The sequence below is a fragment of the Gordonia sp. UBA7599 genome (genome assembly GCA_002477755.1).
Lineage (GTDB): Bacteria > Actinomycetota > Actinomycetes > Mycobacteriales > Mycobacteriaceae > Gordonia.
The window spans coordinates 52,271-72,997 of the sequence record DLKD01000062.1 but is presented as its reverse complement, the minus strand read 5'-3'; the positions used below and the strand labels follow the sequence as shown (position 1 = coordinate 72,997).

At 67.4% G+C, this 20,727-nt stretch carries 21 protein-coding genes; 16 read left to right on the top strand and 5 right to left on the bottom strand.

What is annotated here, in order from left to right; translation table 11 throughout:
• Positions 1 to 28: 28 nt before the first annotated feature.
• Positions 29 to 1,546, top strand: a complete 1,518-nt coding sequence (locus B4L26_RS07950) for a sugar porter family MFS transporter (protein WP_290717765.1) — start codon at positions 29 to 31, stop codon at positions 1,544 to 1,546.
• Between the two features lie 29 nt (positions 1,547 to 1,575).
• Positions 1,576 to 2,622 (top strand): FUSC family protein, encoded by a 1,047-nt coding sequence (locus tag B4L26_RS07945; RefSeq protein ID WP_290717763.1) that lies wholly within the window; start codon positions 1,576 to 1,578, stop codon positions 2,620 to 2,622.
• A gap of 67 nt (positions 2,623 to 2,689) precedes the next feature.
• Here the strand turns inward: B4L26_RS07945 and leuA are convergent, their stop codons facing one another.
• The gene (leuA, locus tag B4L26_RS07940; protein WP_290717760.1) at positions 2,690 to 4,537 is read right to left on the bottom strand and encodes a 2-isopropylmalate synthase; all 1,848 of its coding nucleotides are present in this window, start codon (positions 4,535 to 4,537) and stop codon (positions 2,690 to 2,692) included.
• Positions 4,538 to 4,828: 291 nt separating this feature from the next.
• Between leuA and B4L26_RS07935 the strand changes: the two genes are divergently transcribed.
• The 3 genes from B4L26_RS07935 to B4L26_RS07925 all read left to right on the top strand — a co-directional run bounded on the left by B4L26_RS07935 (position 4,829) and on the right by B4L26_RS07925 (position 6,371).
• On the top strand, positions 4,829 to 5,266 hold the full coding sequence (locus B4L26_RS07935) for a hemophore-related protein (RefSeq protein ID WP_290717758.1): 438 nt from the start codon (positions 4,829 to 4,831) through the stop codon (positions 5,264 to 5,266).
• A gap of 137 nt (positions 5,267 to 5,403) precedes the next feature.
• Positions 5,404 to 5,895 (top strand): SRPBCC family protein, encoded by a 492-nt coding sequence (locus B4L26_RS07930; RefSeq protein WP_290717756.1) that lies wholly within the window; start codon positions 5,404 to 5,406, stop codon positions 5,893 to 5,895.
• A gap of 38 nt (positions 5,896 to 5,933) precedes the next feature.
• On the top strand, positions 5,934 to 6,371 hold the full coding sequence (locus tag B4L26_RS07925; RefSeq protein WP_290717754.1) for a hemophore-related protein: 438 nt from the start codon (positions 5,934 to 5,936) through the stop codon (positions 6,369 to 6,371).
• Positions 6,372 to 6,417: 46 nt separating this feature from the next.
• Here the strand turns inward: B4L26_RS07925 and B4L26_RS07920 are convergent, their stop codons facing one another.
• The gene (locus B4L26_RS07920; RefSeq protein WP_290717751.1) at positions 6,418 to 7,884 is read right to left on the bottom strand and encodes an MFS transporter; all 1,467 of its coding nucleotides are present in this window, start codon (positions 7,882 to 7,884) and stop codon (positions 6,418 to 6,420) included.
• A gap of 30 nt (positions 7,885 to 7,914) precedes the next feature.
• Positions 7,915 to 9,123, bottom strand: a complete 1,209-nt coding sequence (locus tag B4L26_RS07915) for a hypothetical protein (RefSeq protein WP_290717749.1) — start codon at positions 9,121 to 9,123, stop codon at positions 7,915 to 7,917.
• Between the two features lie 100 nt (positions 9,124 to 9,223).
• On the opposite strand from B4L26_RS07915, the gene B4L26_RS07910 reads away from it, so the two are divergent.
• Together B4L26_RS07910 and B4L26_RS07905 are read left to right on the top strand one after the other, a co-directional pair.
• On the top strand, positions 9,224 to 10,489 hold the full coding sequence (locus B4L26_RS07910) for an aspartate kinase (protein ID WP_290717747.1): 1,266 nt from the start codon (positions 9,224 to 9,226) through the stop codon (positions 10,487 to 10,489).
• A 2-nt stretch (positions 10,490 to 10,491) separates the two neighbouring features.
• Positions 10,492 to 11,517 carry an aspartate-semialdehyde dehydrogenase gene (locus B4L26_RS07905; protein WP_290717745.1) on the top strand — a complete coding sequence of 342 codons (1,026 nt, stop codon included), beginning with the start codon at positions 10,492 to 10,494 and terminating at the stop codon, positions 11,515 to 11,517.
• A gap of 87 nt (positions 11,518 to 11,604) precedes the next feature.
• Here the strand turns inward: B4L26_RS07905 and B4L26_RS07900 are convergent, their stop codons facing one another.
• Entirely contained in the window at positions 11,605 to 12,042 is a 438-nt protein-coding gene (locus tag B4L26_RS07900; RefSeq protein ID WP_290717743.1) for an SRPBCC family protein, read from the bottom strand.
• A gap of 73 nt (positions 12,043 to 12,115) precedes the next feature.
• Here B4L26_RS07900 and B4L26_RS07895 point away from each other — a divergent pair, with 73 nt between their 5' ends.
• The 4 genes from B4L26_RS07895 (at position 12,116) to B4L26_RS07880 (ending at position 15,718) form a co-directional block, all read left to right on the top strand.
• Entirely contained in the window at positions 12,116 to 12,289 is a 174-nt protein-coding gene (locus B4L26_RS07895; RefSeq protein ID WP_290717741.1) for a hypothetical protein, read from the top strand.
• Positions 12,290 to 12,390: 101 nt separating this feature from the next.
• Positions 12,391 to 13,662, top strand: a complete 1,272-nt coding sequence (locus B4L26_RS07890) for a lipase family protein (RefSeq protein WP_290717739.1) — start codon at positions 12,391 to 12,393, stop codon at positions 13,660 to 13,662.
• A 36-nt stretch (positions 13,663 to 13,698) separates the two neighbouring features.
• A complete protein-coding gene (locus tag B4L26_RS07885; protein ID WP_290717738.1) occupies positions 13,699 to 14,292 on the top strand; it encodes a hypothetical protein in 594 nt (197 codons plus the stop codon).
• A complete protein-coding gene (locus tag B4L26_RS07880; RefSeq protein ID WP_290717736.1) occupies positions 14,258 to 15,718 on the top strand; it encodes a hypothetical protein in 1,461 nt (486 codons plus the stop codon). The genes B4L26_RS07885 and B4L26_RS07880 overlap by 35 nt, the downstream gene beginning before the upstream one ends.
• Here B4L26_RS07880 and B4L26_RS07875 read toward each other — a convergent pair.
• A complete protein-coding gene (locus B4L26_RS07875) occupies positions 15,705 to 16,742 on the bottom strand; it encodes an oxygenase MpaB family protein (RefSeq protein WP_290717734.1) in 1,038 nt (345 codons plus the stop codon). The two genes, B4L26_RS07880 and B4L26_RS07875, sit on opposite strands and share 14 nt — an antisense overlap.
• A gap of 124 nt (positions 16,743 to 16,866) precedes the next feature.
• Between B4L26_RS07875 and B4L26_RS07870 the strand changes: the two genes are divergently transcribed.
• From B4L26_RS07870 to B4L26_RS07850, 5 genes are all read left to right on the top strand, one after another.
• Complete coding sequence (locus B4L26_RS07870) at positions 16,867 to 17,508, top strand: TetR/AcrR family transcriptional regulator (protein WP_290717732.1); 642 nt, start codon at positions 16,867 to 16,869, stop codon at positions 17,506 to 17,508.
• A 41-nt stretch (positions 17,509 to 17,549) separates the two neighbouring features.
• On the top strand, positions 17,550 to 18,206 hold the full coding sequence (locus B4L26_RS07865; RefSeq protein WP_290717730.1) for a hypothetical protein: 657 nt from the start codon (positions 17,550 to 17,552) through the stop codon (positions 18,204 to 18,206).
• A gap of 65 nt (positions 18,207 to 18,271) precedes the next feature.
• A complete protein-coding gene (locus tag B4L26_RS07860) occupies positions 18,272 to 18,703 on the top strand; it encodes an organic hydroperoxide resistance protein (protein ID WP_290717728.1) in 432 nt (143 codons plus the stop codon).
• A gap of 56 nt (positions 18,704 to 18,759) precedes the next feature.
• Entirely contained in the window at positions 18,760 to 19,230 is a 471-nt protein-coding gene (locus tag B4L26_RS07855; protein ID WP_290717726.1) for a hypothetical protein, read from the top strand.
• A gap of 36 nt (positions 19,231 to 19,266) precedes the next feature.
• Positions 19,267 to 20,727 carry a hypothetical protein gene (locus tag B4L26_RS07850; protein WP_290717724.1) on the top strand — a complete coding sequence of 487 codons (1,461 nt, stop codon included), beginning with the start codon at positions 19,267 to 19,269 and terminating at the stop codon, positions 20,725 to 20,727.

Sequence of the window (20,727 nt, the reverse complement as noted above, 5' to 3'; positions counted from 1 at the left end):
ATGGCGGGCGACCGAGAGGACTGCGCTGATGAGCGAAGGTGGTCCGACTCCCGAGGTGGAGTCGGTTTTCGATGACGATGATGACGGTTCGACCAGCGGCGCGATCCGGATAGCCTCGGTTGCCGCGCTCGGCGGCCTGCTCTTCGGCTATGAGACGGCCGTCATCAACGGTGCGACCAAGGCGATCGAGCAGGACTTCAATGTCAGCTCCGGCGCGCTCGGTTTCGCCGTCGCCTCGGCATTGATCGGCGCCGCCGCGGGTGCACTCACGGCCGGGCGGATCGCCGACCGGATCGGCCGCCTGAAGGTCATGAAGATTGCCGCGGTGCTGTTCTTCATCAGTGCCATCGGCTGTGCCTTCGCGCCGGAGCACTGGGGCGGCGGCGGTTTGGCCGTATTTATCCTCTTCCGAATCATTGGTGGTTTCGCCGTCGGCGTCGCCTCGGTGATCGCGCCGGCCTACATCGCCGAGACCGCACCCGCGCGGATCCGCGGTCGGCTCGGTTCCTTGCAGCAACTGGCGATCGTCCTCGGCATATTCCTCTCCTTCTTGGTCAACCTCGCACTGCGCAACGCGGCGGAGGACGGGGCCAATAGTCCACTGTGGTTGGGCCTGGACGCGTGGCGGTGGATGTTCCTCATGATGGCCATTCCCGCGATCGCCTACGGTGTGCTCGCCAGCACCATTCCGGAATCGCCGCGCTACCTGATCTCCAAGCAGCGCATCCCGGAGGCCCGCGCAGTCCTCGAGAAGCTCCTGGGCGAGAAAAACCTGGAGATCACCATCAACCGCATCCGCAGCAGCATGTTGGGGGAGCACAAGCCGTCGTGGCGCGACCTCAAGCGTCCGACCGGCGGCGTCTATCCGATCGTCTGGGTCGGCATGCTGCTGTCGGTGTTCCAGCAGGCCGTGGGCATCAACGTCATCTTCTACTACTCCAATGTGCTGTGGGAGGCCGCCGGCTTCGACGAGAGCCAGGCGTTCTTGACGTCGACGATCACCTCGGTGATCAACATCGTGACGACGATCGTCGCGATCCTGCTGATCGACCGCGTCGGTCGCAAGCCGTTGCTGTTGGTCGGGTCGATCGGCATGGTGGTGACGCTGTCGGTGGTCGCCGCCTGCTTCAGCCAGCTGACCAATGACCTCGATGCTGCGGGTAACCCGGTGTTGAACGACAGCGGCGAGGTGGTCCAGACCCTGCCCGGTGCGTGGGGCATCATCGCGCTGCTGGCGGCCAACGGTTTCGTCATCTTCTTCGGGATGAGTTGGGGCCCGGTGGTGTGGGTGCTGCTGGGGGAGATGTTCCCCAACCGCTTCCGCGCTGCGGCGCTCTCGGTGGCCGCCGCCGCACAGTGGGCGTCGAACTGGGCCATCACGATGAGCTTCCCGGTCATCAAGGACGGTCCCGGCCTGGTGTTCGGTTACCTCATGTACGCGGCGTTCGCATTGCTCTCGTTCCTCTTCGTCTGGCGGTTCGTGCCGGAGACGAAGGGTAAGACCCTTGAGGACATGGACGCGCTCGCCGGAGTCGCCGACGAGTAGTCGTCGGCGCGCCGGATAGCATCACCGGCATGACTGACGACGACGGTGCTGCCGCCGCTGATCCGGAATCGACGGTCGCACCGACGTCGATGGCCGCACCGACGCCGGGCGCCCCGTCGTTTCGAAAGTTGTTGGCGCCGACGGCGATCACGCTGTTGCTGACCGGTGCAATCCTGTACGGGCTGTCGAAGTGGTGGGGCGCGCCGGTGCTCTCGGCCGGCTACATCGGCGTGATGTTCCTCGCCCCCGCGATCCGGGTCCTCAGCCTGCGCGGAATGGTCTACGCGACGGCGTGGGCGTCGGTGATCCTGTGCGCCGGGGTGCTCATCGGCGGGCACGGGCCCTGGGCGCAGCTCGGCGGCATCGTCGCGACGGCCATCGGTCAGGGCATGTTCGTCGTCAATGGTGGGGCGGGGCTCAGTCGTTCGCCCGCCAGCTTCCTGGGCTTCAGCAAGTTCGCCGACTCGGGCGGCTTCAGCGATCTGTGGCAGCCGCTGGTCGGACTGTTGATCGCGGCCGTTGCGGTGTCGGTTTTGGGTGCGATCGCGTTCGGCTCGAGCCGCAAGCATCCGATGCGTGAGCCGTTGTCGGAGCGCATCTACTACGGGGTCGGGCTGGCTGTCGGGTGTTCGGCGCTGACAGCGATCTGGGCCGCAACGGGGTGGGGTGCCCTCAGTTACGCGCTGCTCGTGTTCTGTCTGATCTACGCCTACGACGCCGGAAAGGTCGTCCACAACTCCGGGGTCCGTGTCGCCGGTGCAATGCTGGGCATCGGGTCGGCGGTGCTCGTATCGTGGCTGCTGCCGACTCCGGGGGTGATTGTCGCCTTCGTCGTCTGCGGCATCCTCGCGGTCGCCAACGTGCTGACCGGCCACCACTTTTGGTACGTCGTGTTCCTAGTGGCGGCGGTGGTGCACCTCGCCGATGTCAAACCGGGCGCATCGGCAGCCGTGTCCGCGGAAGAGCACATCATCGGTGTGGTGGTGGCCGCGGCCGTCGCCGTGGCGCTGCACTGGGCCGCCGTGCCGCTGCACGACCGTGTGCTCAAGCCCCTATTGCCACACAGCAACTACTGATCCCCACAACTGCTGCGGTTGCAGCGTCAGCAGTTGTGGGGATCGGTAGCCGATCTTGTGCGATGGGCTACGGCGCCCAGGTGCGTTCTGCCTTCTCGTCGTCCGCGGGAGCGGCTGCGCGGTTGGCGCGGTTGACCGCGGAGACCACGGCGCGCAGGCTCGCCGTCGTGATCGACGAGGCGATGCCGACGCCCCACACCGTCGACCCGTCGATTTCGGTCTCGACGTAGGCGACGGCACTCGCGTCGTCGCCGGCGGTCAGCGCGTGCTCGGAGTAGTCGAGGACGCGGACGTCGAATCCGACGGTCGACAGCGCGTCGACGAACGCCGCCAGCGGACCGTTGCCGCGACCCTCGATCTCGCGCTCGACGCCGTCGACCTTGACGACGGCGCTGATGGCGTCCTCACCGTCGTCGGTCTCAGCGGCGTCGACGTGCTGACGGATCCGCTCCAGCGGCCGGATCGGCGTCAGGTACTCGTCGGCGAAGACGTCCCACATCTCCTTGGGCGACACCTCGCCGCCCTCGCCGTCGGTCAGCTTCTGGATCTCACGGCTGAACTCAATCTGCAGGCGGCGCGGCATGTTCATGCCGTGGTCGGCCTTCATGATGTAGGCGACGCCGCCCTTGCCGGACTGGCTGTTGACGCGGATGACCGCCTCGTAGTTGCGCCCGACGTCCTTGGGGTCGATCGGCAGGTAGGGCACCTGCCACACGATGTCCTCGACATCGGCGTCGGCCGCATCGGCGTCGATCTTCATCTGGTCCAGGCCCTTGTTGATGGCGTCCTGGTGGCTGCCGGAGAACGCGGTGTAGACCAGGTCGCCGCCGTAGGGGTGGCGTTCGGGGACGTTCAGCTGGTTGCAGTACTCCACCGTGCGACGGATCTCGTCGATGTCGGAGAAGGAGATTTGCGGGTCGATGCCGCGGGAGAAGAGGTTCATGCCCAGGGTCACCAGGCAGACGTTCCCGGTCCGCTCGCCGTTGCCGAACAGGCAGCCCTCGATGCGGTCCGCGCCGGCCAGATACCCCAGCTCGGCGGCCGCGACGGCCTCGCCGCGGTCGTTGTGCGGGTGCAGGCTCAGCAGGATCGAATCGCGGCGCGCCAGGTTGCGGTGCATCCACTCGATGGAGTCGGCGTACACGTTGGGCGACGCCATCTCGACGGTCGCGGGCAGGTTGATGATCAGCGGGTCCTCCGGCGTCGGCGCGATGATCTCGCTGACCGCGTCGCAGACGTGCTTGGCGTAGCTCAGCTCGGTGCCGGTGTAGGACTCCGGCGAGTACTCGTAGCGCCAGTGCGTGTCCGGGTACTTGGCCTGCTCTTCGAGACACTTGTGCGCCGCGTGGGTGGCGATCGCCGTGATCTCGTCCTTGTCGGCGCGGAACACAACGCGGCGCTGCAGTACCGACGTCGAGTTGTAGAAGTGCACGATCACCTTCGAAGCGCCGCGGCAGGCATCGAAGGTCCGCTCGATCAGTTCGTCGCGCGCCTGCGTCAGCACCTGGATGGTGACGTCGTCGGGGATGACGTCGTCCTCGATGATCTCGCGGACGAAGTCATAGTCGGTCTGGCTCGCCGAAGGGAATCCGACCTCGATCTCTTTGTAGCCCATGCGGACCAGCAGGTCGAACATGCGGCGCTTGCGTGCCGGGCTCATCGGGTCGATCAGCGCCTGGTTGCCGTCACGCAGGTCGACGGCGCACCACAGCGGGGCGCGGGTGATCTCGGCGTCGGGCCAGGTGCGGTCGGGCAGGGAGATGCGCTCGACCTCATCGGTGAAGCTGCGGTAGCGGTGGACCGGCATGGCCGAGCCCCGCTGCGGGTTCCATGCGGGTTGGCCGGTGGCCTTGGGGCCGGAGGGTTCGACGATACGAGTGCCCTGACGGGCGACGAAGCTATCAGTGGAAGTCATTGTTGGTCACAATCCGTGAAAGAGGTGGAAGATGACCGGCACGCAAGACGGGCCGCGACGGAGGGCCGGTCGGTTCAGACCCCGCCGCGGCAACCGAGGAGGAGTGCGCGCTGCATGGATACGAGAGTACCTGCTGTGACCGCTCTGACACAAAGGGGAAGAGTGCAGAGTTCTTCGACTGCTCTGCCAGGGGTTTCAGTGAAACTTCAGGTTCGCTGAGGAGAGTTGTCGGGGTCAGCCCGCAACGTCCGCGCATCCCGTGCGACGTGCTTGTGAAAGGAAAGACAGCCAATGAGTGCTCTGTCTCAGAAGGTGGCCGCCGCCATCGTCGGCGTCGGTGCTGTTTCGGTGCTCGCCACCGGCGCGGCCAACGCCCATCCCGGTGGTCCGGCCCCCAAGCCGGTTCCGCAGTCGACGAAGGTCCCCGAGACCAACTGCACCCTCGGCCAGGTCGAGAAGGCGTTGGCCAAGGAAGACCCGGCTGCATGGAAGAAGATCAACTCCTCGCCGGAGAAGCGGGCGCGTTTCGAGAACATGGTCGTGCTCACCAAGGAGCAGCGTCAGGCCAAGAAGGAAGAGTGGAAGCGCAACCACCCGCTGCAGGCCGGCGTGCATCAGTTCATGAAGGACAACAACCTGTCTTTCCACTCGCCGCAGGAGCGCGCGAAGATGAAGCAGGAGCGCAAGGCGACGATGGAGAAGGTGCAGGCCACCTGCTCGCAGTACTGAGCGCCTCGCTCGTCAATCACGCATGGTGCCGTCCCGTCCGCGGGGCGGCACTTCGCGTATGCGCTGCGAACATCTCGTAGGTCACGATGGCGCCCGACTCGGGGTCGGCCGCGGCTGTTGAGTCGTAGGATCGACCCATGGCACGCAGGCTCCGGCGAGGCGACACCCTCCGCGCGTTCTCAGTCATCCGCGCCACTCCGGCGCAAGTGTTCGCGGTGGTGTCCGACCCCACGCGCTTTCCCGAGTGGAGCCCGGAATGCCGACGGGTGAAATGGCTCGACGACACCCATTTCGCTGGCCACAACAAGCGTCGCCTGGCCAGGTGGAAGACGAAGGCGCGAGTGGATGTGAACGAACCCGACGCCGAGTTCCGATTCACCATCGACCTGCTGGGCAAGGACTTCACCAACTGGGCCTATCTCGTCGAACCCCACGCCGACGGCGCCATGCTCACCGAAGAGTTCACGATGTGCATGGATTTGCCGGTCGTTGTCCAAGCCTTCGAGCGGACGACGATGCAGGTACCCGATCGCCGCGCCGACCTGCAGGACAACATCGACCGATGCGTTGCGACGATCCGTGAGATCGTCGAGCGTGAAGCTGCCGAAGGGGCTGCCGCGGCCGAGTAGGGTCGGGTGGCATCGGGCAAACCGGAAGGAACCAAAACATGGGTGCTCTGCGTCGCAAAGCTGCTGTCGTCCTCGCCGGAGCGGGCGCCGTCTCGCTCCTGACCGCCGGTGCGGCCGGTGCCGTGCCCGGCCTCACGCCGACGCACGGCCCGCAGCCCAAGCCCGTCCCGCAGTCGACGATGGTCCCGGGAACCGGGTGCACGCTCGGCCAGGTCGAGAAGGCGCTGGCCAAGGAAGACCCGTCGGGATGGGAAGAGATCAACGAGGCGCCGCCGTTGAAGGCGAACTTCGAGCGCATCATCGTGCTGACCCCCGAGCAGCGGGCGGCCAAGAAGGCGCAGTGGCAGAAGGAGCACCCGACCGAGGCCGCGGTGGTCCAGTTCCTGCGCGACAACAACATGTTCGACGCCCCGCAGGAGAAGGTTGAGCGCAAGGCCACCTGGCAGCGGGTCAAGGCCACCTGCGCGAAGTACTGAGGATCAGGCCCGCGGTGTCGGATCGAGGTCGTTGGGTGATGCCAGGCTATTCCGCAGAAGCCGCATTGGATTTCTGAGGCAGCACCACCGTCGCGACGACGGCCATGACCGCCAGAATCACGGCCGCGGTTCCCAGCGCGGCATGCACGCCGGTCACGTAGGCCGACTTCGCGGTCTCGATGAGTGCTGCGTCGCCTCCGGCTGCGGTCACCGCGTCGCCGAGCGTTCCGCGGAACGCGGCGCCGTCGGTGGTCATGACGCGGGAGAACACGACGGCCGCCAGCGAACCGAGGAGAGCTAGACCCAGGGCCTGGCCCAACTCGAAGCTGGTCTCCGAGACGCCGGTAGCGGCGCCGGCGCGCTCGGTCGGCACGGACCCGACGGCCACGTCGGACACGAGCGAGAAGGACAGCCCGTAGCCGATGCCGGCGATCGCCGACCCGATGAGATAGGCCCATGGCCCACCGTCGACGCCGATGCGCAGCATCACGACCAGCCCGACCACACAGGTCAGCAGGGACCCGATGAAGGCGCGGCGGGCGCCGATGAGTCGCACGATCCGTGCCGAGCCCAGGGAGAACGCGCAGACGGTGATGGCCATCGGGATGCCCATCAGGGCAGCGCTGAGCGGCTCGCGTCCGGTCACCGATTGCAGGTACGTGTTGCCGAGATAGGCGGTCGCAGACAGCGCCATCATCGATGTCAGCGACGTCGCGATGGCGACGGTGAACTGCCGGTTGCGCATCAGGCTTGGGTCGACGAGTGGGTTGGGCGCACGGGTGCAGTGGCGGGCGAACAGCGCGATGATCGCGAGACCGACGACGCCGATCACGATGCTCGGGGCGTCGACACCGTTCAGGGCGAGATGCTTGATCGCATACACCGAGGCGAGGATCCCGCTGATGGACAGGGCGACGCCGCGCAGGTCGAACGCCGCGTCGGAGGGGTTCGCGAACTCGGGCAGCACCAACGGCCCAGCCAGCAGCAGCGCGGCAAGCACCGGAACGTTGATCAGGAACACCGAGCCCCACCAGTACTGGTGCAGCAGCACACCGCCCACCAACGGACCGATCGCGGTGCCGCCGGAGAATGCCGCGGTCCACACGCCGATCGCGCGTGAGCGCTCCCGCAGGTCGGGGAACATCGTCGTGATCAGCGACAGACTCGACGGGAGCAGTGTTGCGCCGCCGAGGCCCATCAGCGCTCGCGCGACGATCAGCACCGTCGGAGAGACGGAGAATGCGGCGACCACCGAGCCGATGCCGAATACCGTCGCGCCCATCAGAAGGAGTCGTCGTCGGCCGACCCGGTCACCCAGGCTGCCCATCGTGATCAGCAGGCCCGCGATGACGAAGCTGTAGGAGTCCAGGATCCACAGGGTTTGTGTCGGGGACGGATCCAGTCCGTCGGTCACCATCGGCATGGCCAGGAACAGCACCGACGAGTCCATCGAAACCAGGAGCACGGGAAGCAGCAGGACGCCCAGGCCCCACCACCGCCGATTGTCGCTCACAAGGCGTGAGAGTAGAGGATTCGCCCGTCCTTACATGGCGTGGGGATAGACCGTCAGCATGTGGGCGCCGAACCAGGAGCTCAGGGCGATCACGCAGGCCAACACCGTGTTGCGGACCGGGGGCGTTTGGCGCGCGAGCACATTGGCGATGGGGATGAGCAGGACGAAGGCCGGCAGGAGCAGGCGGGCGCGGCTCATCATCAGCCCGCTCGACAGCACGATCGTCGCGGTGACGAGGATTCCGTACAGCACTAGCGGCCACGGCGTGCGTGCGGCGACGTTGATGGCGATCAGGACGATGGTCGCGACGATCACCAGCGCGGTCGCCACCGGGGCGATCTCGCCGGAGTGCACCAGTGAGTGGTTCACGAATCGGAAAGTGGCCCGGCCCCAATCGAATTCGGTGCCCCACCCGGCGGTTTGGATCTCGAACCAGCCCGTCGGCGACCCGGTGTGGCGCCACACCACGCCCAGATAACCCAGATAGCCCAGCGGTGCGACGAGGATCGCAACCCAGGCCCGCCACCCGCCGCGCGCCACTCCGGCGGCGCCGGTCTTGCCACGCGGAATCCCCGTCGCGCAGAGAAACGCGGTCAGCATGACGACGGCGATGAGAACGACCCCGGTCGGTCGGATCAACCCGGCAGCCAGTGCCGTGAAGCCGGCAAGCAGCCAGCGCTTCTCGAGCACGCCGACGAGCGACCATGCCACGACCGCGCAGAACAGTGCCTCGGTGTAGGCCATCGACAGCACGACGCCCATGGGTGCCGCGGCAAACAGCACCAGCAGCACGAGCCCCGCGGTCCGCACGCGCGCCTCATCGGCGTCGGGGTCCATCGTGCTGGCACACCAGCGGCCGAGACGGGCGACCGCGACGGCGGCGAACGCGCCCGCGATGATGGTCACGACGATCGCGGCGCCGTACACGCTGAAGCCCGGCAGCTTCGCGAGTGCGCCCACCGTGTACGGGTATCCGGGGAAGAACGCGTACGCGGTATCGGCGGTGTGGATGCCGTTGGCGTCGGTGTTGGAGGCCGGAACAGCCGCATAGCCGTACCGGGCGATGGCCAGCATCCACTTGCCGTCCCACAGTTGCAGCGTGGTGGGCAGGTTGGTGCCGCGCAGATCGGCGAATCGGGCCAGGACGCCGACGCCGATGAGGCGGATCGCGAAGAACACGATGACCGGGATCGCCCAGTCGTCGGCGGCGTCGCGCGGTGTGGGTCGGGAGTTGGCCACGACGGCGATGGTAGTGGCGGCGATATGCGTTCGGACGGACAACCACGGCCCCGGTAGACTGAGCGCTCGACAATCCCCTGGTGAAGAGAGGCGCAATCCGTTGGCGCTCGTAGTGCAGAAGTATGGCGGGTCCTCGGTCGCAACGGCCGAGCGGATCCGGCGGGTCGCCGAGCGCATCGTGGATACGCGACGACGCGGTGACGACGTCGTCGTGGTCGTCTCCGCCATGGGTGACACGACCGACGAGCTGCTGGATCTCGCCGAGCAGGTCAACCCGGCGCCGCCGCCGCGCGAGATGGACATGCTGCTCACTTCCGGCGAGCGGATCTCCAACGCGTTGGTGGCCATGGCGATCGCGTCGCTGGGCGCGGAGGCGCAGTCGTTCACCGGCTCGCAGGCCGGCGTCATCACGACGAGCAGCCATGGCAAGGCGAAGATCATCGACGTCACGCCCGGTCGGGTGCGCAATGCGCTCGACGAGGGGAAGGTCGTCCTGGTCGCCGGGTTCCAGGGCGTAGCCCAGGACACCAAGGACGTCACGACGCTGGGCCGCGGAGGCTCCGACACGACCGCCGTCGCGCTGGCCGCGGCGCTCAACGCAGACGTGTGCGAGATCTACACCGACGTCGACGGCATCTACACCGCCGACCCGCGCATCGTGCCCAACGCGCGCCACCTCGAGACCGTCTCCTTCGAGGAGATGTTGGAGATGGCCGCTGCCGGGGCCAAGGTGCTCATGCTGCGCTGCGTGGAATACGCCCGGCGCTACGACGTTCCCGTACACGTGCGCTCGTCGTACTCGAACAAACCCGGCACGATGGTGACCGGATCGATGGAGGACATTCCCGTGGAAGAAGCGATTCTCACCGGTGTTGCGCATGATCGCAGCGAGGCCAAGGTGACCGTAGTCGGTCTCGACGACACCCCCGGCTCGGCCGCCAAGGTGTTCCGCGCCGTCGCCGATGCCGACATCGACATCGACATGGTGCTCCAGAACATCTCGAAGGTGGAGACCGGCAAGACCGACATCACCTTCACGCTGCCGCGCGAGCGCGGGCCGGTCGCGGTGGAGAAGCTGAACGGGTTGCGTGAGGTGATCGGGTTCTCCGAGGTGCTCTACGACGACCACATCGGCAAAGTGTCACTCGTCGGTGCCGGCATGCGCAGCCACCCGGGCGTCACCGCCCGGTTCTGCGAGGCGCTCGCCGAGGCGGGGATCAACATCGAGCTGATCTCCACGTCGGAGATCCGTATCTCGGTGCTAATCCGCGACACCGACCTCGACGAGGCGGTGCGCGTCCTGCACGACGCCTTCGATCTGGGCAGCGACGAAGAAGCCGTCGTCTACGCCGGGACGGGGCGGTAGTCATGGGCGTGAGAATCGGAGTGGTCGGCGCGACCGGACAGGTCGGCGGCGTCATGCGCGCGCTGCTCGAGCAGCGGGACTTCCCTGCTGATGAGGTGCGCTTCTTCGCGTCGCCGCGCTCGGCGGGCAAGACGCTGCCGTGGCGTGACGGTGAGATCGTCGTTGAAGACGCTGCTACCGCGGAACCCAGCGGTCTGGATATCGCGCTGTTCTCGGCGGGCGCAACGATGTCGCGCGAGCAGGCGCCGCGGTTCGCCGCCGCCGGTGTGCGGGTCATCGACAACTCGTCGGCGTGGCGCAAGGACCCCGACGTCCCGCTCGTCGTGTCCGAGGTCAACGGCGAGCTGGCACACAACCCACCCAAGGGCATCATCGCCAACCCGAACTGCACGACGATGGCCGCGATGCCCGTGCTCAAGCCGCTGCACGACGCGGCCGGTCTGCGCCGCCTGATCGTCTCGTCGTACCAGGCGGTCTCCGGTAGCGGCCTGGCAGGCGTCGAAGAGTTGGCGACGCAGGTCCGCGGCGTCGCCGTCGACGCGGAGAAGCTCGTGTACGACGGGTCGTCGGTGCAGTTCCCGGCACCGGTGAAGTACGTCGCGCCGATCGCGTTCAACGTCGTCCCGCTGGCCGGGTCCATCGTCGACGACGGGTCCGACGAGACCGACGAGGACCAGAAGCTGCGCAACGAGTCGCGCAAGATCCTCGGCCTGCCCGACCTGCTGGTCAGCGGCACCTGTGTGCGCGTGCCGGTGTTCACCGGGCACTCGCTCTCGATCAACGCGGAGTTCGACGAGGCGCTGAGCCCCGATCAGGCGCGCAAGATCCTGGCGCAAGCGGCGGGCGTCGAGTTGGTCGACGTGCCGACGCCGCTGGCCGCCGCCGGCAAGGACGTCTCGCTGGTCGGGCGGATCCGCGTCGACCCGGGTGTTCCCGACGGACGAGGCCTGGCCCTGTTCGTGTCGGGCGACAACCTGCGCAAGGGTGCTGCGCTCAACACCATCCAGATCGCGGAGTTGCTGGTCTAGCTGGCGGGCCCGCGCGCAGAGTCCGCGCCGTTTCGGCAACCCAGCATCGATCGACGCTGAGTTGACGAAACTGCGAAGGGTCGAGGGCTACAGCGCCTTGAGAATCGAGTTCAGCTTGTGGTCCGACGCCGAGACTGCGGCGTGGACGCCCGGCTCGAACAGCTTGGACAGCGCCTTGCCGGCGAAGCCGCCGGGGAAGTTGTAGTCGATCTGGACGGAGATCTTCGTCGTCTGCGGGTCGATCTCGGTGAGCTTCCAACGGGTCTTGTTCTCGAAGCCGGAGAGCGACGCCGTGTCAATCTCGCGACCGTCGACCCAGCGGGTGACCGTGAGGACCGAGTCGATACGTGCCCCGACCTTCATCCGCAGCTGGAAGCGCGCGCCCTCGCCGCGGGTCTGGTCGGTCAGCGGCGTCATCTCCGACAGGCCGAACATCCAGTCCGGTAGGTTCGACACCTCCGACATGTAGTCCCACACCGTGTCGATCGGCACCTCGATCGTGTTCTCATGTTTGATGCGCCCCACGGCCCCTCCTCACGTAATTATCGGAGGCGAGCTTAGCGGTCCGGTGCGCGTGGCGGACCGATAGGCTGAGAGCATGAGCGACGACGATCAGTGGTACTACGAGATCTCGACCGGCAAGGTCACCCAGGGCAAGCACGGCAGCGTGCTCGACCGGATGGGTCCCTACCCGGACGAGGCCACGGCCAAGCGCGCGCTGGAGATCGCCAAGGAGCGCAACGACGCCGCCGACGCCGACGACGAGGACTGATCACGTCCCGACCACCCGCGGCGTCTCAATCTGAGAACAGCGGGTTGCGGTAGGGAAACGGTCCTACCGCGCTTGCATCGGGCGCGCGTAGCTTCGGCACCATGGCGCTCGCAACCATCGGCAGCCGACGGCGAATCCGTCGGTGGTGCAGTGCTGCGGTCACCGTTGCCGTGTCGGGAGCCGGGCTGGTCGTCGGGACATCGAGTGCCGTTGCAGGGGACTTCTATACGCCGCCCGCGCAACTGAGCCCGGGCAACTCCGCGCCCGGCGTGATCCTGCGTTCGCAACCGATCCCGTTGGTGCTGCAGGTCCCCGGATTCAGCGGTCCGTGGCCGGGCACGGCGACGCGGATCATGTACATGACCAGCTACCAGGACAAGGATCCGGTGGCGGCGACCGGCGTCGTCGTCGAACCCGTCGCGGCGTGGCGCGGACGCGGTCCGCGCCCGACCGTCGTGATGGGCCCGGCCACCGTCGGGCAGGGCGACCAGTGCGCCACGTCGAAGACGATGAACACCCCGGTCGCCTTCCAAGACAAGGGCAGCGTCGCGCTCAATTACACCGCCCCGGAGCTGTACCTGCTCCTCAACAACGGGGTGCGCGTCGCGATCCCCGACTACGTCGGCATGGGCACGCCCGGTGTGGCCACGTACCTCAACCGCGCCGAGCAGGGCTACGCGATGATCGACGCTGCCCGGGCCGCGCTGAGGTTGGCCGACGCGCCGGGGAACGCACCCGTCGCGTTCTCCGGATACTCGCAGGGCGGTTCCGCGGCGGCCGCCGCCGTCGAACTCGCACCGGACTATGCCCGCGAGCTCGACATCCGCGCCGCCTATGCCGGTGCACCCGTCGCCGACGTGCTCAGCGTCATCGACAAGGCCGACGGTCACGATGCCGGGTCCATCGGCTACTTCTTCAACGGTCTCGCCGTGCGCTACCCGAAGGTGAAGGAGATCCTCGACCGCGAGCTGAACTCGGCGGGCAAGGCGATGCTCGCGACGGTGGCCCAGCAGTGCGTCTTCGACACCGGGCGGACCTTCGGCAACCGGCGCACCAGCGAGTGGACCAACACCGGTGAATCCTTCGGCGCGCTCATCCGCCGCAGTCCCGACCTGCTCAAGGCTGTCGACGACCAGCGCATCGGCCGCGGCAAACCCACCGTGCCCGTGCTGCTGGAGAGTGCGCCCGCTGACACCGACGTGCCCTACGCGCAGGTGCGCCAGCTCTACGACGAGTGGCGGGGCAAGGGCGTACCCGTGACGATGACGGTCGACGGCACGCCGCCGCTGCCCGGCGGGTGGACGCACAACGTGGGCATGATGACCAACCTGATGCCCGCGGTCAGCTACCTGATCGGTGCGCTCGCGGACTGAGGTCAGATCTGTAAGCCCTGTGGGAGAATTCCAGTCATGAAGCGCGCCGGGAAATGGCTGACCATCGGGGGCGCCCTGGTGCTGGTCGCCTCCATCGTCGGCGCGGTCCTCGTCGTCATCGGCGTTGTCCGGGAGGTATCGAACTTCGACAGCGACTCGATTGCGGTATCCGGCCCGCAGGGCAACGTCGTCGACCATCACTTCGGCAAAGGCCAGAAGATCGCGCTGTACACCTACGGCGCCAACGGCGTCTACGTCGGCCCGATACCGAACTGTGCGGTGACCGGACCCGCGCCGGTGCGGCCAGGCAAGAATGTGACCAGCTCGGTCACCGTCAACCAGCGGTCGCGGATCTCGTTCGCCTCCTACGTCATCGCCGAATCCGGGACCTACCGCGTCGCCTGTGATTCCGCGGGCGTGACCATCGCCCCGCCGCTCTCGGGCGCCGGGATCATGGGCGGGGTGCTCGGCGTCTTCGCCGCCAGCTTCGGTGTCATCCTCGGACTCATGGCATTGATCGCCGGAATCGTCCTGTGGGTCATGGCTTCGCGGCGTGCCAACCGGCCGCCGGGCCCTGGGCAGCCGCCGTACTGGAATGGGCCAGTGGCGACACCGCGCTCAGAGGGCTGATCCCCTGCGCACCCGGGTTGTTGCCGTCGCGACGTCGATCGCGGTTGCCGTCGTATCCGCCGCGGCACACGCTGGTCCCGCGCCGGGATCGCCGCCGCCACACGTCGACGTCGGGCCGACCGGAACGTCGCTCATGCACGGCGACTTGGCGTCGACGGATTCGACGCCCTTCGTCGGGCCCGGCCGGCGTGCGCGGCTGGCCGCCTCGTCGATCCCGGGCGGGGCGTGCGCCGCGACGTTCATGGGGCGCGACGGCATCCCGGTCTCGCTGTGCACCCAGTTCGTCGGTCCGGGTGGATTCGCGGTCCCGACCGTCACGCTCTTCCACCCGCGTAGCGCAGCGGTCCTGGCACGGCTGTCGTTGACCAAGGGCGGACTGCTCGGTGGCGTTTACGGCTACCTCGACGCGCAGGACCGCGTCGTCGTCGCAGACGGCTCGGGGGCCATCGTGCGTGTCGCGCATCGCGGCGGACTGACCGCACCTCGGCTCGTCGTCGAGGATCGCGTCTCGTTGGGCGGGCACCTGCCGCGCGGGGACGCGGTCACCGGACTCGCCCCCGACTACTCCGGCCGTGTTTGGTTCGTCACCACCAATGGCGTCGTCGGGACGGTGACGCCGCGGCCGAACCAGCGCTCGCACGTCGCCTCGACGCGCCTGCCGCGCGGCGAGCAGATGGGCAACGGGCTGTCGGTCCGCCCCCAGGGCGTGTCGGTGCTGACGACCCACGCCCTCTACGAGATGCGTGCCGGCGCCGACGGTGTGCCGCGCACCGTGTGGCACCGCGCCTACGACCGCGGGTCGGCCCGCAAACCAGGACAGCTCACCTGGGGGTCGGGCACCACGCCCACCTACTTCGGGCCCGGGGGCAACGGCTGGGTCGCCATCGTCGACAACGCCGACGCGGCGCCGAACCTGCTGGTCTACCGCAGCGACGACGGCGGACTGGTCTGCCGGATGCGAGCGTTCGGGCGCAGCGGGCAGGGCACCGAGAACTCGATCCTCGCCTGGGGTGACTCGCTGGTCATCCCCAGCACCTACGGCTACCAATACCCACCGCAGGCCGAGAGCGGTACGGCCAAGCCGTCGTCGGCGCCGTTCGTCGGCGGTTCGACGCGCGTCGACGTCTCGGCGTCGGGCTGTCGGCGCGTGTGGGAGAACGGCGACCGCATCGCCACCCTGCCGCGCCTCGCCCGCGGTGACGGCGTGGTCTACGCACTCGGGTATGGCCCGCTGCGACCCGGACCGCAGCAACTCGGACCGGTCTACTTGATCGGATCCGACTTCGCGACGGGGCGCCGCGTCGTCACGCTCCCCGTCGGCGAGGCGCCTCTCGACGAGCCGCTGGAACTCACCGGCACGATCGGTCCCGACGGGACGATGTGGCAGGCCACCGTCGGGCGGATGCTGCGGCTCACGCGGGGTTGATCGTCGACAGTGCCTGCGCCTCCTGTGCGCGGCGCACGGCTGACGGCTCGCCCTTGTCGTGCATCGTGAAATCGCGCAGTTCACGCTTGCGCATGTGCAGGATCACGCGCTGGTGCTTGCGTGCGTAGTAGGCGAGTGGTGAATACGTGATCCGCTCGGGCAGGATGCGCAGAGCCAGCCGGTACAGCGCGAAGAACCGTCGGAGATAGCGCTCGTCGCGCTTGGTCCACTCCACGCCGAGGATGGCGCGGACCTTGTCGTCCATCGCACCGAAGACCAGTGCGTGACCGAAGCGGCTCAGCGGCTTCATCAGGAACTTCAGGCCGGCCAGAAGCATCCCCGGTGGTACCCACGAGGGCAGTCGGCCAAGGTCGAGTTCGTCGAGCGCCACCGCGGGATCGGTCAGTGTCGGGAGGCTCTCGGCGAGTGAAGGATGCAGCGTCAGCACCTCGTCGACCATCCGGTCGTAGTACGCGTCGAATTCGGCGCGCGATTTCGGATAGCCGCGCTCGGGGACCTGGGTGATCCGGGCGAGCAGGACATTGTCGGCAAACAGTTGCTCATGTTCGTCGTCGGTGAGTTCGCGGCCCAAGAACAACGGCGCGACTCGGACCGTCGTGACATAGGCGGTGGCGATCACCCACGCGTAGGCCGACGGGTCGAGCGCACTAATGTGCTTGCCCTTCTTGTCCCCGGTCTCACCGGTCATCTGCAGCGGCCGGTGCATCTTGCGCAACCAATACCCCTGTTCGATGGCGGCCTTGCCGCCGTAGCTCCACTGCTGGGTGGCGTCGAACGATCGGATGGCCCGGCCGGCCGGGTCGCGGTCGGCCACCGAGTATCGATCGGTCACATCGCCGATGACCGGGTGCATGCCCTGCAGGATGAACGCCGCGCTGACCGCGGGAAGAAACATCCACTGGCCTGCGAGCCATCCGCTGAGTCCGAGTGGATCGACCAATTCGGGGACCGGCTGAACCCAGGGGGTCGTCGGCGCCTCCTCTCCGATATGTGGCACTGCCACTATGTCCACCTCTGGCTTCGCGACCGTTGTCACGGCTGTCTCCCTCCGTCGCGCCCGATGGGCCCCTTTGACAGCGAGGCTAATATGAACACCAGGTCGCATATAAGTCTCGTTCGGAGGGCGTGTGACGGCGGAAAACCCCAGTTCAGGGCTTCGGAAGAAGCCGCAGCAGCAGCGATCGAGAGAGCTGGTCGCAAAAATCATCGCCGCGACGAGCGAATTGCTGCGCACTATCGGGCCCGACGCCATCACCACCAACCACATCGCCGAGGTCACCGGCATCGGCAAGGGCTCGATCTACCAGTACTTCCGCACCAAGGACGACATCATCGTCGCAGCGATCCAAGACACCGCGCGGAGTCAGACTCCGACGCTGCGCACCGCGCTCTCGCAGATCGCGCTCATGCCCCCGGAACAAATGATCGATTCCTCCATCGACATCCTCGTGTCGTTCAGCACCGACAACGCGGCAATGATCCGCTATCTCGCCACCCGCCCCGACATTTCACAAGAGGTCGAGGCGAACTCGGACATGTCTGTGCTCATGCAGACGATGGTCACCATGCATGTGCAGCAGTACCGCGATCGCTACCGCAGCGACCTCGCCCCGGAGAACATCGCCTGGCTCTTCATCAACTCGGCTATCGCCACGACACTGGTGTACTTCGAGACGGCGCCTTCGATCGACTTGGAACAGTTCCGAACCGGCCTCAAGCACATGGCGCACGGGCTGCTTGTCGGCGCCGCGGCAGCGAGTTCGGGATAGTCGTGGTTGCCCGACAGCGCGTCGGTGGCAGTATCGAAGGCATGACATATCCCGACGATGAGTCCGATCGGACTCCGACGCAGGCCGAGCTCGACGCGATGGACCTGGCCGCATTGACCCGCTCGTCGACGGAGTCCCACGTCGGGTACCCGGCGCGCCAAACGGCGGAGGGCCCGCCGCCGGCCGCGCTGGTGCGTGACGCCTGGGTGTTTTGGTGGATCGCCGCCGCCGCAGGCATCGCGTCGGCGGTCTACCTGCTGTTGAACATCGGCTCGATCTCCGATTCGCTCCAGCAGCGCCTCGTCGACGACATCGCCTCCGAAGGCCCCAACGCCAAGGCCCCCGCCGACCAGTTCAACGGCCTTGCCCACTTCTTGCCGCCGTTCATGCTGGTCGTACTGATAGTGCTGCTGGTCTTGCAGTACGTACTGCTGCGCGCGACGGGGGTCCACCACAGCCGCAACAGCCGCAACATCTTCCTGGCCCTGGTGCTGATCAATCTCGTCTGCATCCCCACCGGCATGGACTTGCTGCAGTTTGCCAAAGACGCGCCGACGATGGTCATCGTCGGGTGGATCCAGTTCGGGGCGCTCATCCTGGCGGCGCTGTGCACGCTGCGCCCGAGCCTCGGCCGGTGGCTGCCGCCCTCGCGGGGGTTGAGCCCGGTCAAAGCCATGCGTCGCGACGGCAGTCTCTGAGCACGTCAGAGGGTCCACGCGCCGAGAAGCAGTTGCACGACCCGAGAAAGATGGAGGAATGAAAAATGAGTATTGATCCTGTGTACCGCGTGACCTCGACGGCGACGGGCGGCGGACGCGACGGCCACGTCCAGTCCGAGTCCGGCCGCATCAATCTCGACCTGCGCCCGCCGGTGGAGATGGGCGGCAGTGGCGACGGCGCCAATCCGGAGGAGCTCTTCTCCGCGGGCTACGCCGCCTGCTTCATGGGCGCGCTGCGCCTAGTCGCGAAGAACGCCAAGGTTGCCGTGCCCGACGACGCCGCGGTGACCGTGACGATTGGGATCGGCAAGGACCCCGCCGACGGCGGCTTCGGCCTCGTCGCCGACATTGTCGCAGCGCTGCCCGGCCTGGACCAGGCGACCGCCGACGAACTCGTCCAGGCCGCCCACGGGTTCTGCCCGTACTCCAAGGCGACGAAGGGCAACATCGCCCACCACGTGTCCGCCACGGTGTGAGCCGCATCGCGATCGGCAGGCGGTCACCGATCCGGGCTACGGTACCGTGATCAATCGTGAAGGAATCTAATCTCGTCCTTGGCGGACTGCCACTCCTGCTGATCGCGGTCACGATCGCCGTCCTGGCGTTCGTCGCCTACCGTCGTCGCGAGTCGAAGGCTTTGGCCCGCGACGCCGCGCTGGCCCGTGAGCTGCGCGATGCCGCCTACGGTGATGCCGTGCGCCTGGCGGCGGTCGAGGAGTTCGAGACCACCATCTACCAGCGGTTGTTCTACACGTCGGTCGTCGGTCCGAAGGTACGTGCCGCGGCATTCTCGCTGCTCGGCCTGGCGTTGTCGCTCGGTGTTGCAGTGACCGTGGCACCGCTGTCCGGTCTCACCGCGACCACGTCCAAGACTATCGCCGCCATCCTCGCCATCGGGTTCGGCATTGCCACGGTCGTGTACGCGGGCTGGGCGGTTTACCACTTGGTGAGCACGCCGCGGGTCTCGTTCGCCGAGTCGTACGCGGACGACGACGAGGACTGACCTCTGGAGTCCGCCGCCACCGCGTGGTCCGACCGCGTGACCCGTCCTCGCCTTCTCATCGCCGGCGGGGCGGTCATCGTCGTCGCGCTGGTGTTGGCGGCGTGGGCACTCGCCGGTGACTCGCCGGCACAGGGCGGTCAGTCGGCACAAGGCGCGCAATATTCGACGGCGCTGGGGGCCCCGAACGAGCCGGACTCAGTCGTCACCAGTCGTGCGGTGTTTGCGCACTCGCCGTCGGCGATCCTGGTGCGTGACGACGCCCCGGCCGACGTCGTGGCGCGCAGCGCCGAGGCCGCGCATGCTCGGCACATTCCGCTGCTGACCGTCGGTCCGACATCGGTCGCGCCCGTGCGCGCCGAACTCACTCGGCTCGGCGTCGCCACCGTGGCTGCCGTGGATCCCGCCACGATCCCCGATGTCGGCCACACCGTTGTCGGGATCGATGCTGTCGGTACCCAATCGGCGCCGCTGACCGAGCCGACGCTGATACTCATCTCGTCGGGTCCGGGCAGTGCCGCCGCCGCGGCGACGGCTACCGCAGCCGGCGCGACCCCCGCCGTGGTCGGTCGTCCCGATCCACTGGCCGCGGCCGACTCCATCGACTGGGTCAAGCGCCACCCCGACGGACGGGTCGTCGGCGTCGGCGGGCAATTCGGCACCCCGGAGCTGCTCGCGTCGCGCGTCGAGACTGCGCGGCGCGCACCCGAACTCCCCGGTGGCGGCTACACCATCTTCCCGGGCCGGCGAATGGTGGCGCTGTATGGCTCGCCGGGCGCGCCCGCGCTGGGGCCGCTGGGCCGCCAGGACCTGCCGCGGTCAATCGCACGGGTGAAGCAGCTCGCCGCGAGTTATCAGCCGTTCAGTCCGGAGAAGGTGATCGGTGCGTTCGAGATCATCGTGACCGTCGCGTCGGCAGCACCGGGCGTGGGCAACAACTACACCAACGTCATCGATCCCAAGACGATCCTGCCGTGGGTCATCGAGGCCGGGAAGGCGGGTGTGTACGTGACGCTTGACCTGCAGCCGGGCCGCGTTGATTTCCTCACCCAGGCCAAGATCTACACCGAGTTGTTGAAGTATCCGCATGTCGGACTGGCACTCGACCCGGAGTGGCGCCTCAAGCCGAACCAGGTGCACCTCACGCAGATCGGCTCGGTGTCGGCGGCCGAGGTCAACCGGGTGGGGGACTGGTTGGCGGCGCTCGTGCGGGACAACCGGCTGCCGCAGAAGCTGTTCGTGCTGCACCAATTCGACTCGGACATGCTCGCCAACCGCAATCTCATCAGTACCGCCCACCCTGAGCTGGCGGTGATGATCCACGCCGACGGCCACGGCACGCCGCCGGTGAAAATGTCGACGTGGAACCGGCTGATCACCGACCTCCAACCCGGCATCTGGATGGGATGGAAGAACTTCTACACCGAGGATCATCCGCCCTTCACACCGAAGCAGACGATGGCGGTGCGACCCACCCCGTGGTTCGTCTCCTATCAGTGA

Coding starts and splice junctions, on each gene's coding strand:
- B4L26_RS07890 (WP_290717739.1), top strand. CDS start 12,391: ATGGCGCTCGCAACCATCGGCAGCCGACGGCGAATCCGTCGGTGGTGC.
- B4L26_RS07880 (WP_290717736.1), top strand. CDS start 14,258: ATGGGCCAGTGGCGACACCGCGCTCAGAGGGCTGATCCCCTGCGCACC.
- B4L26_RS07925 (WP_290717754.1), top strand. CDS start 5,934: ATGGGTGCTCTGCGTCGCAAAGCTGCTGTCGTCCTCGCCGGAGCGGGC.
- B4L26_RS07930 (WP_290717756.1), top strand. CDS start 5,404: ATGGCACGCAGGCTCCGGCGAGGCGACACCCTCCGCGCGTTCTCAGTC.
- B4L26_RS07860 (WP_290717728.1), top strand. CDS start 18,272: ATGAGTATTGATCCTGTGTACCGCGTGACCTCGACGGCGACGGGCGGC.
- B4L26_RS07905 (WP_290717745.1), top strand. CDS start 10,492: ATGGGCGTGAGAATCGGAGTGGTCGGCGCGACCGGACAGGTCGGCGGC.
- B4L26_RS07945 (WP_290717763.1), top strand. CDS start 1,576: ATGACTGACGACGACGGTGCTGCCGCCGCTGATCCGGAATCGACGGTC.
- B4L26_RS07935 (WP_290717758.1), top strand. CDS start 4,829: ATGAGTGCTCTGTCTCAGAAGGTGGCCGCCGCCATCGTCGGCGTCGGT.
- leuA (WP_290717760.1), bottom strand. CDS start 4,537: ATGACTTCCACTGATAGCTTCGTCGCCCGTCAGGGCACTCGTATCGTC.
- B4L26_RS07885 (WP_290717738.1), top strand. CDS start 13,699: ATGAAGCGCGCCGGGAAATGGCTGACCATCGGGGGCGCCCTGGTGCTG.
- B4L26_RS07895 (WP_290717741.1), top strand. CDS start 12,116: ATGAGCGACGACGATCAGTGGTACTACGAGATCTCGACCGGCAAGGTC.
- B4L26_RS07950 (WP_290717765.1), top strand. CDS start 29: ATGAGCGAAGGTGGTCCGACTCCCGAGGTGGAGTCGGTTTTCGATGAC.
- B4L26_RS07865 (WP_290717730.1), top strand. CDS start 17,550: ATGACATATCCCGACGATGAGTCCGATCGGACTCCGACGCAGGCCGAG.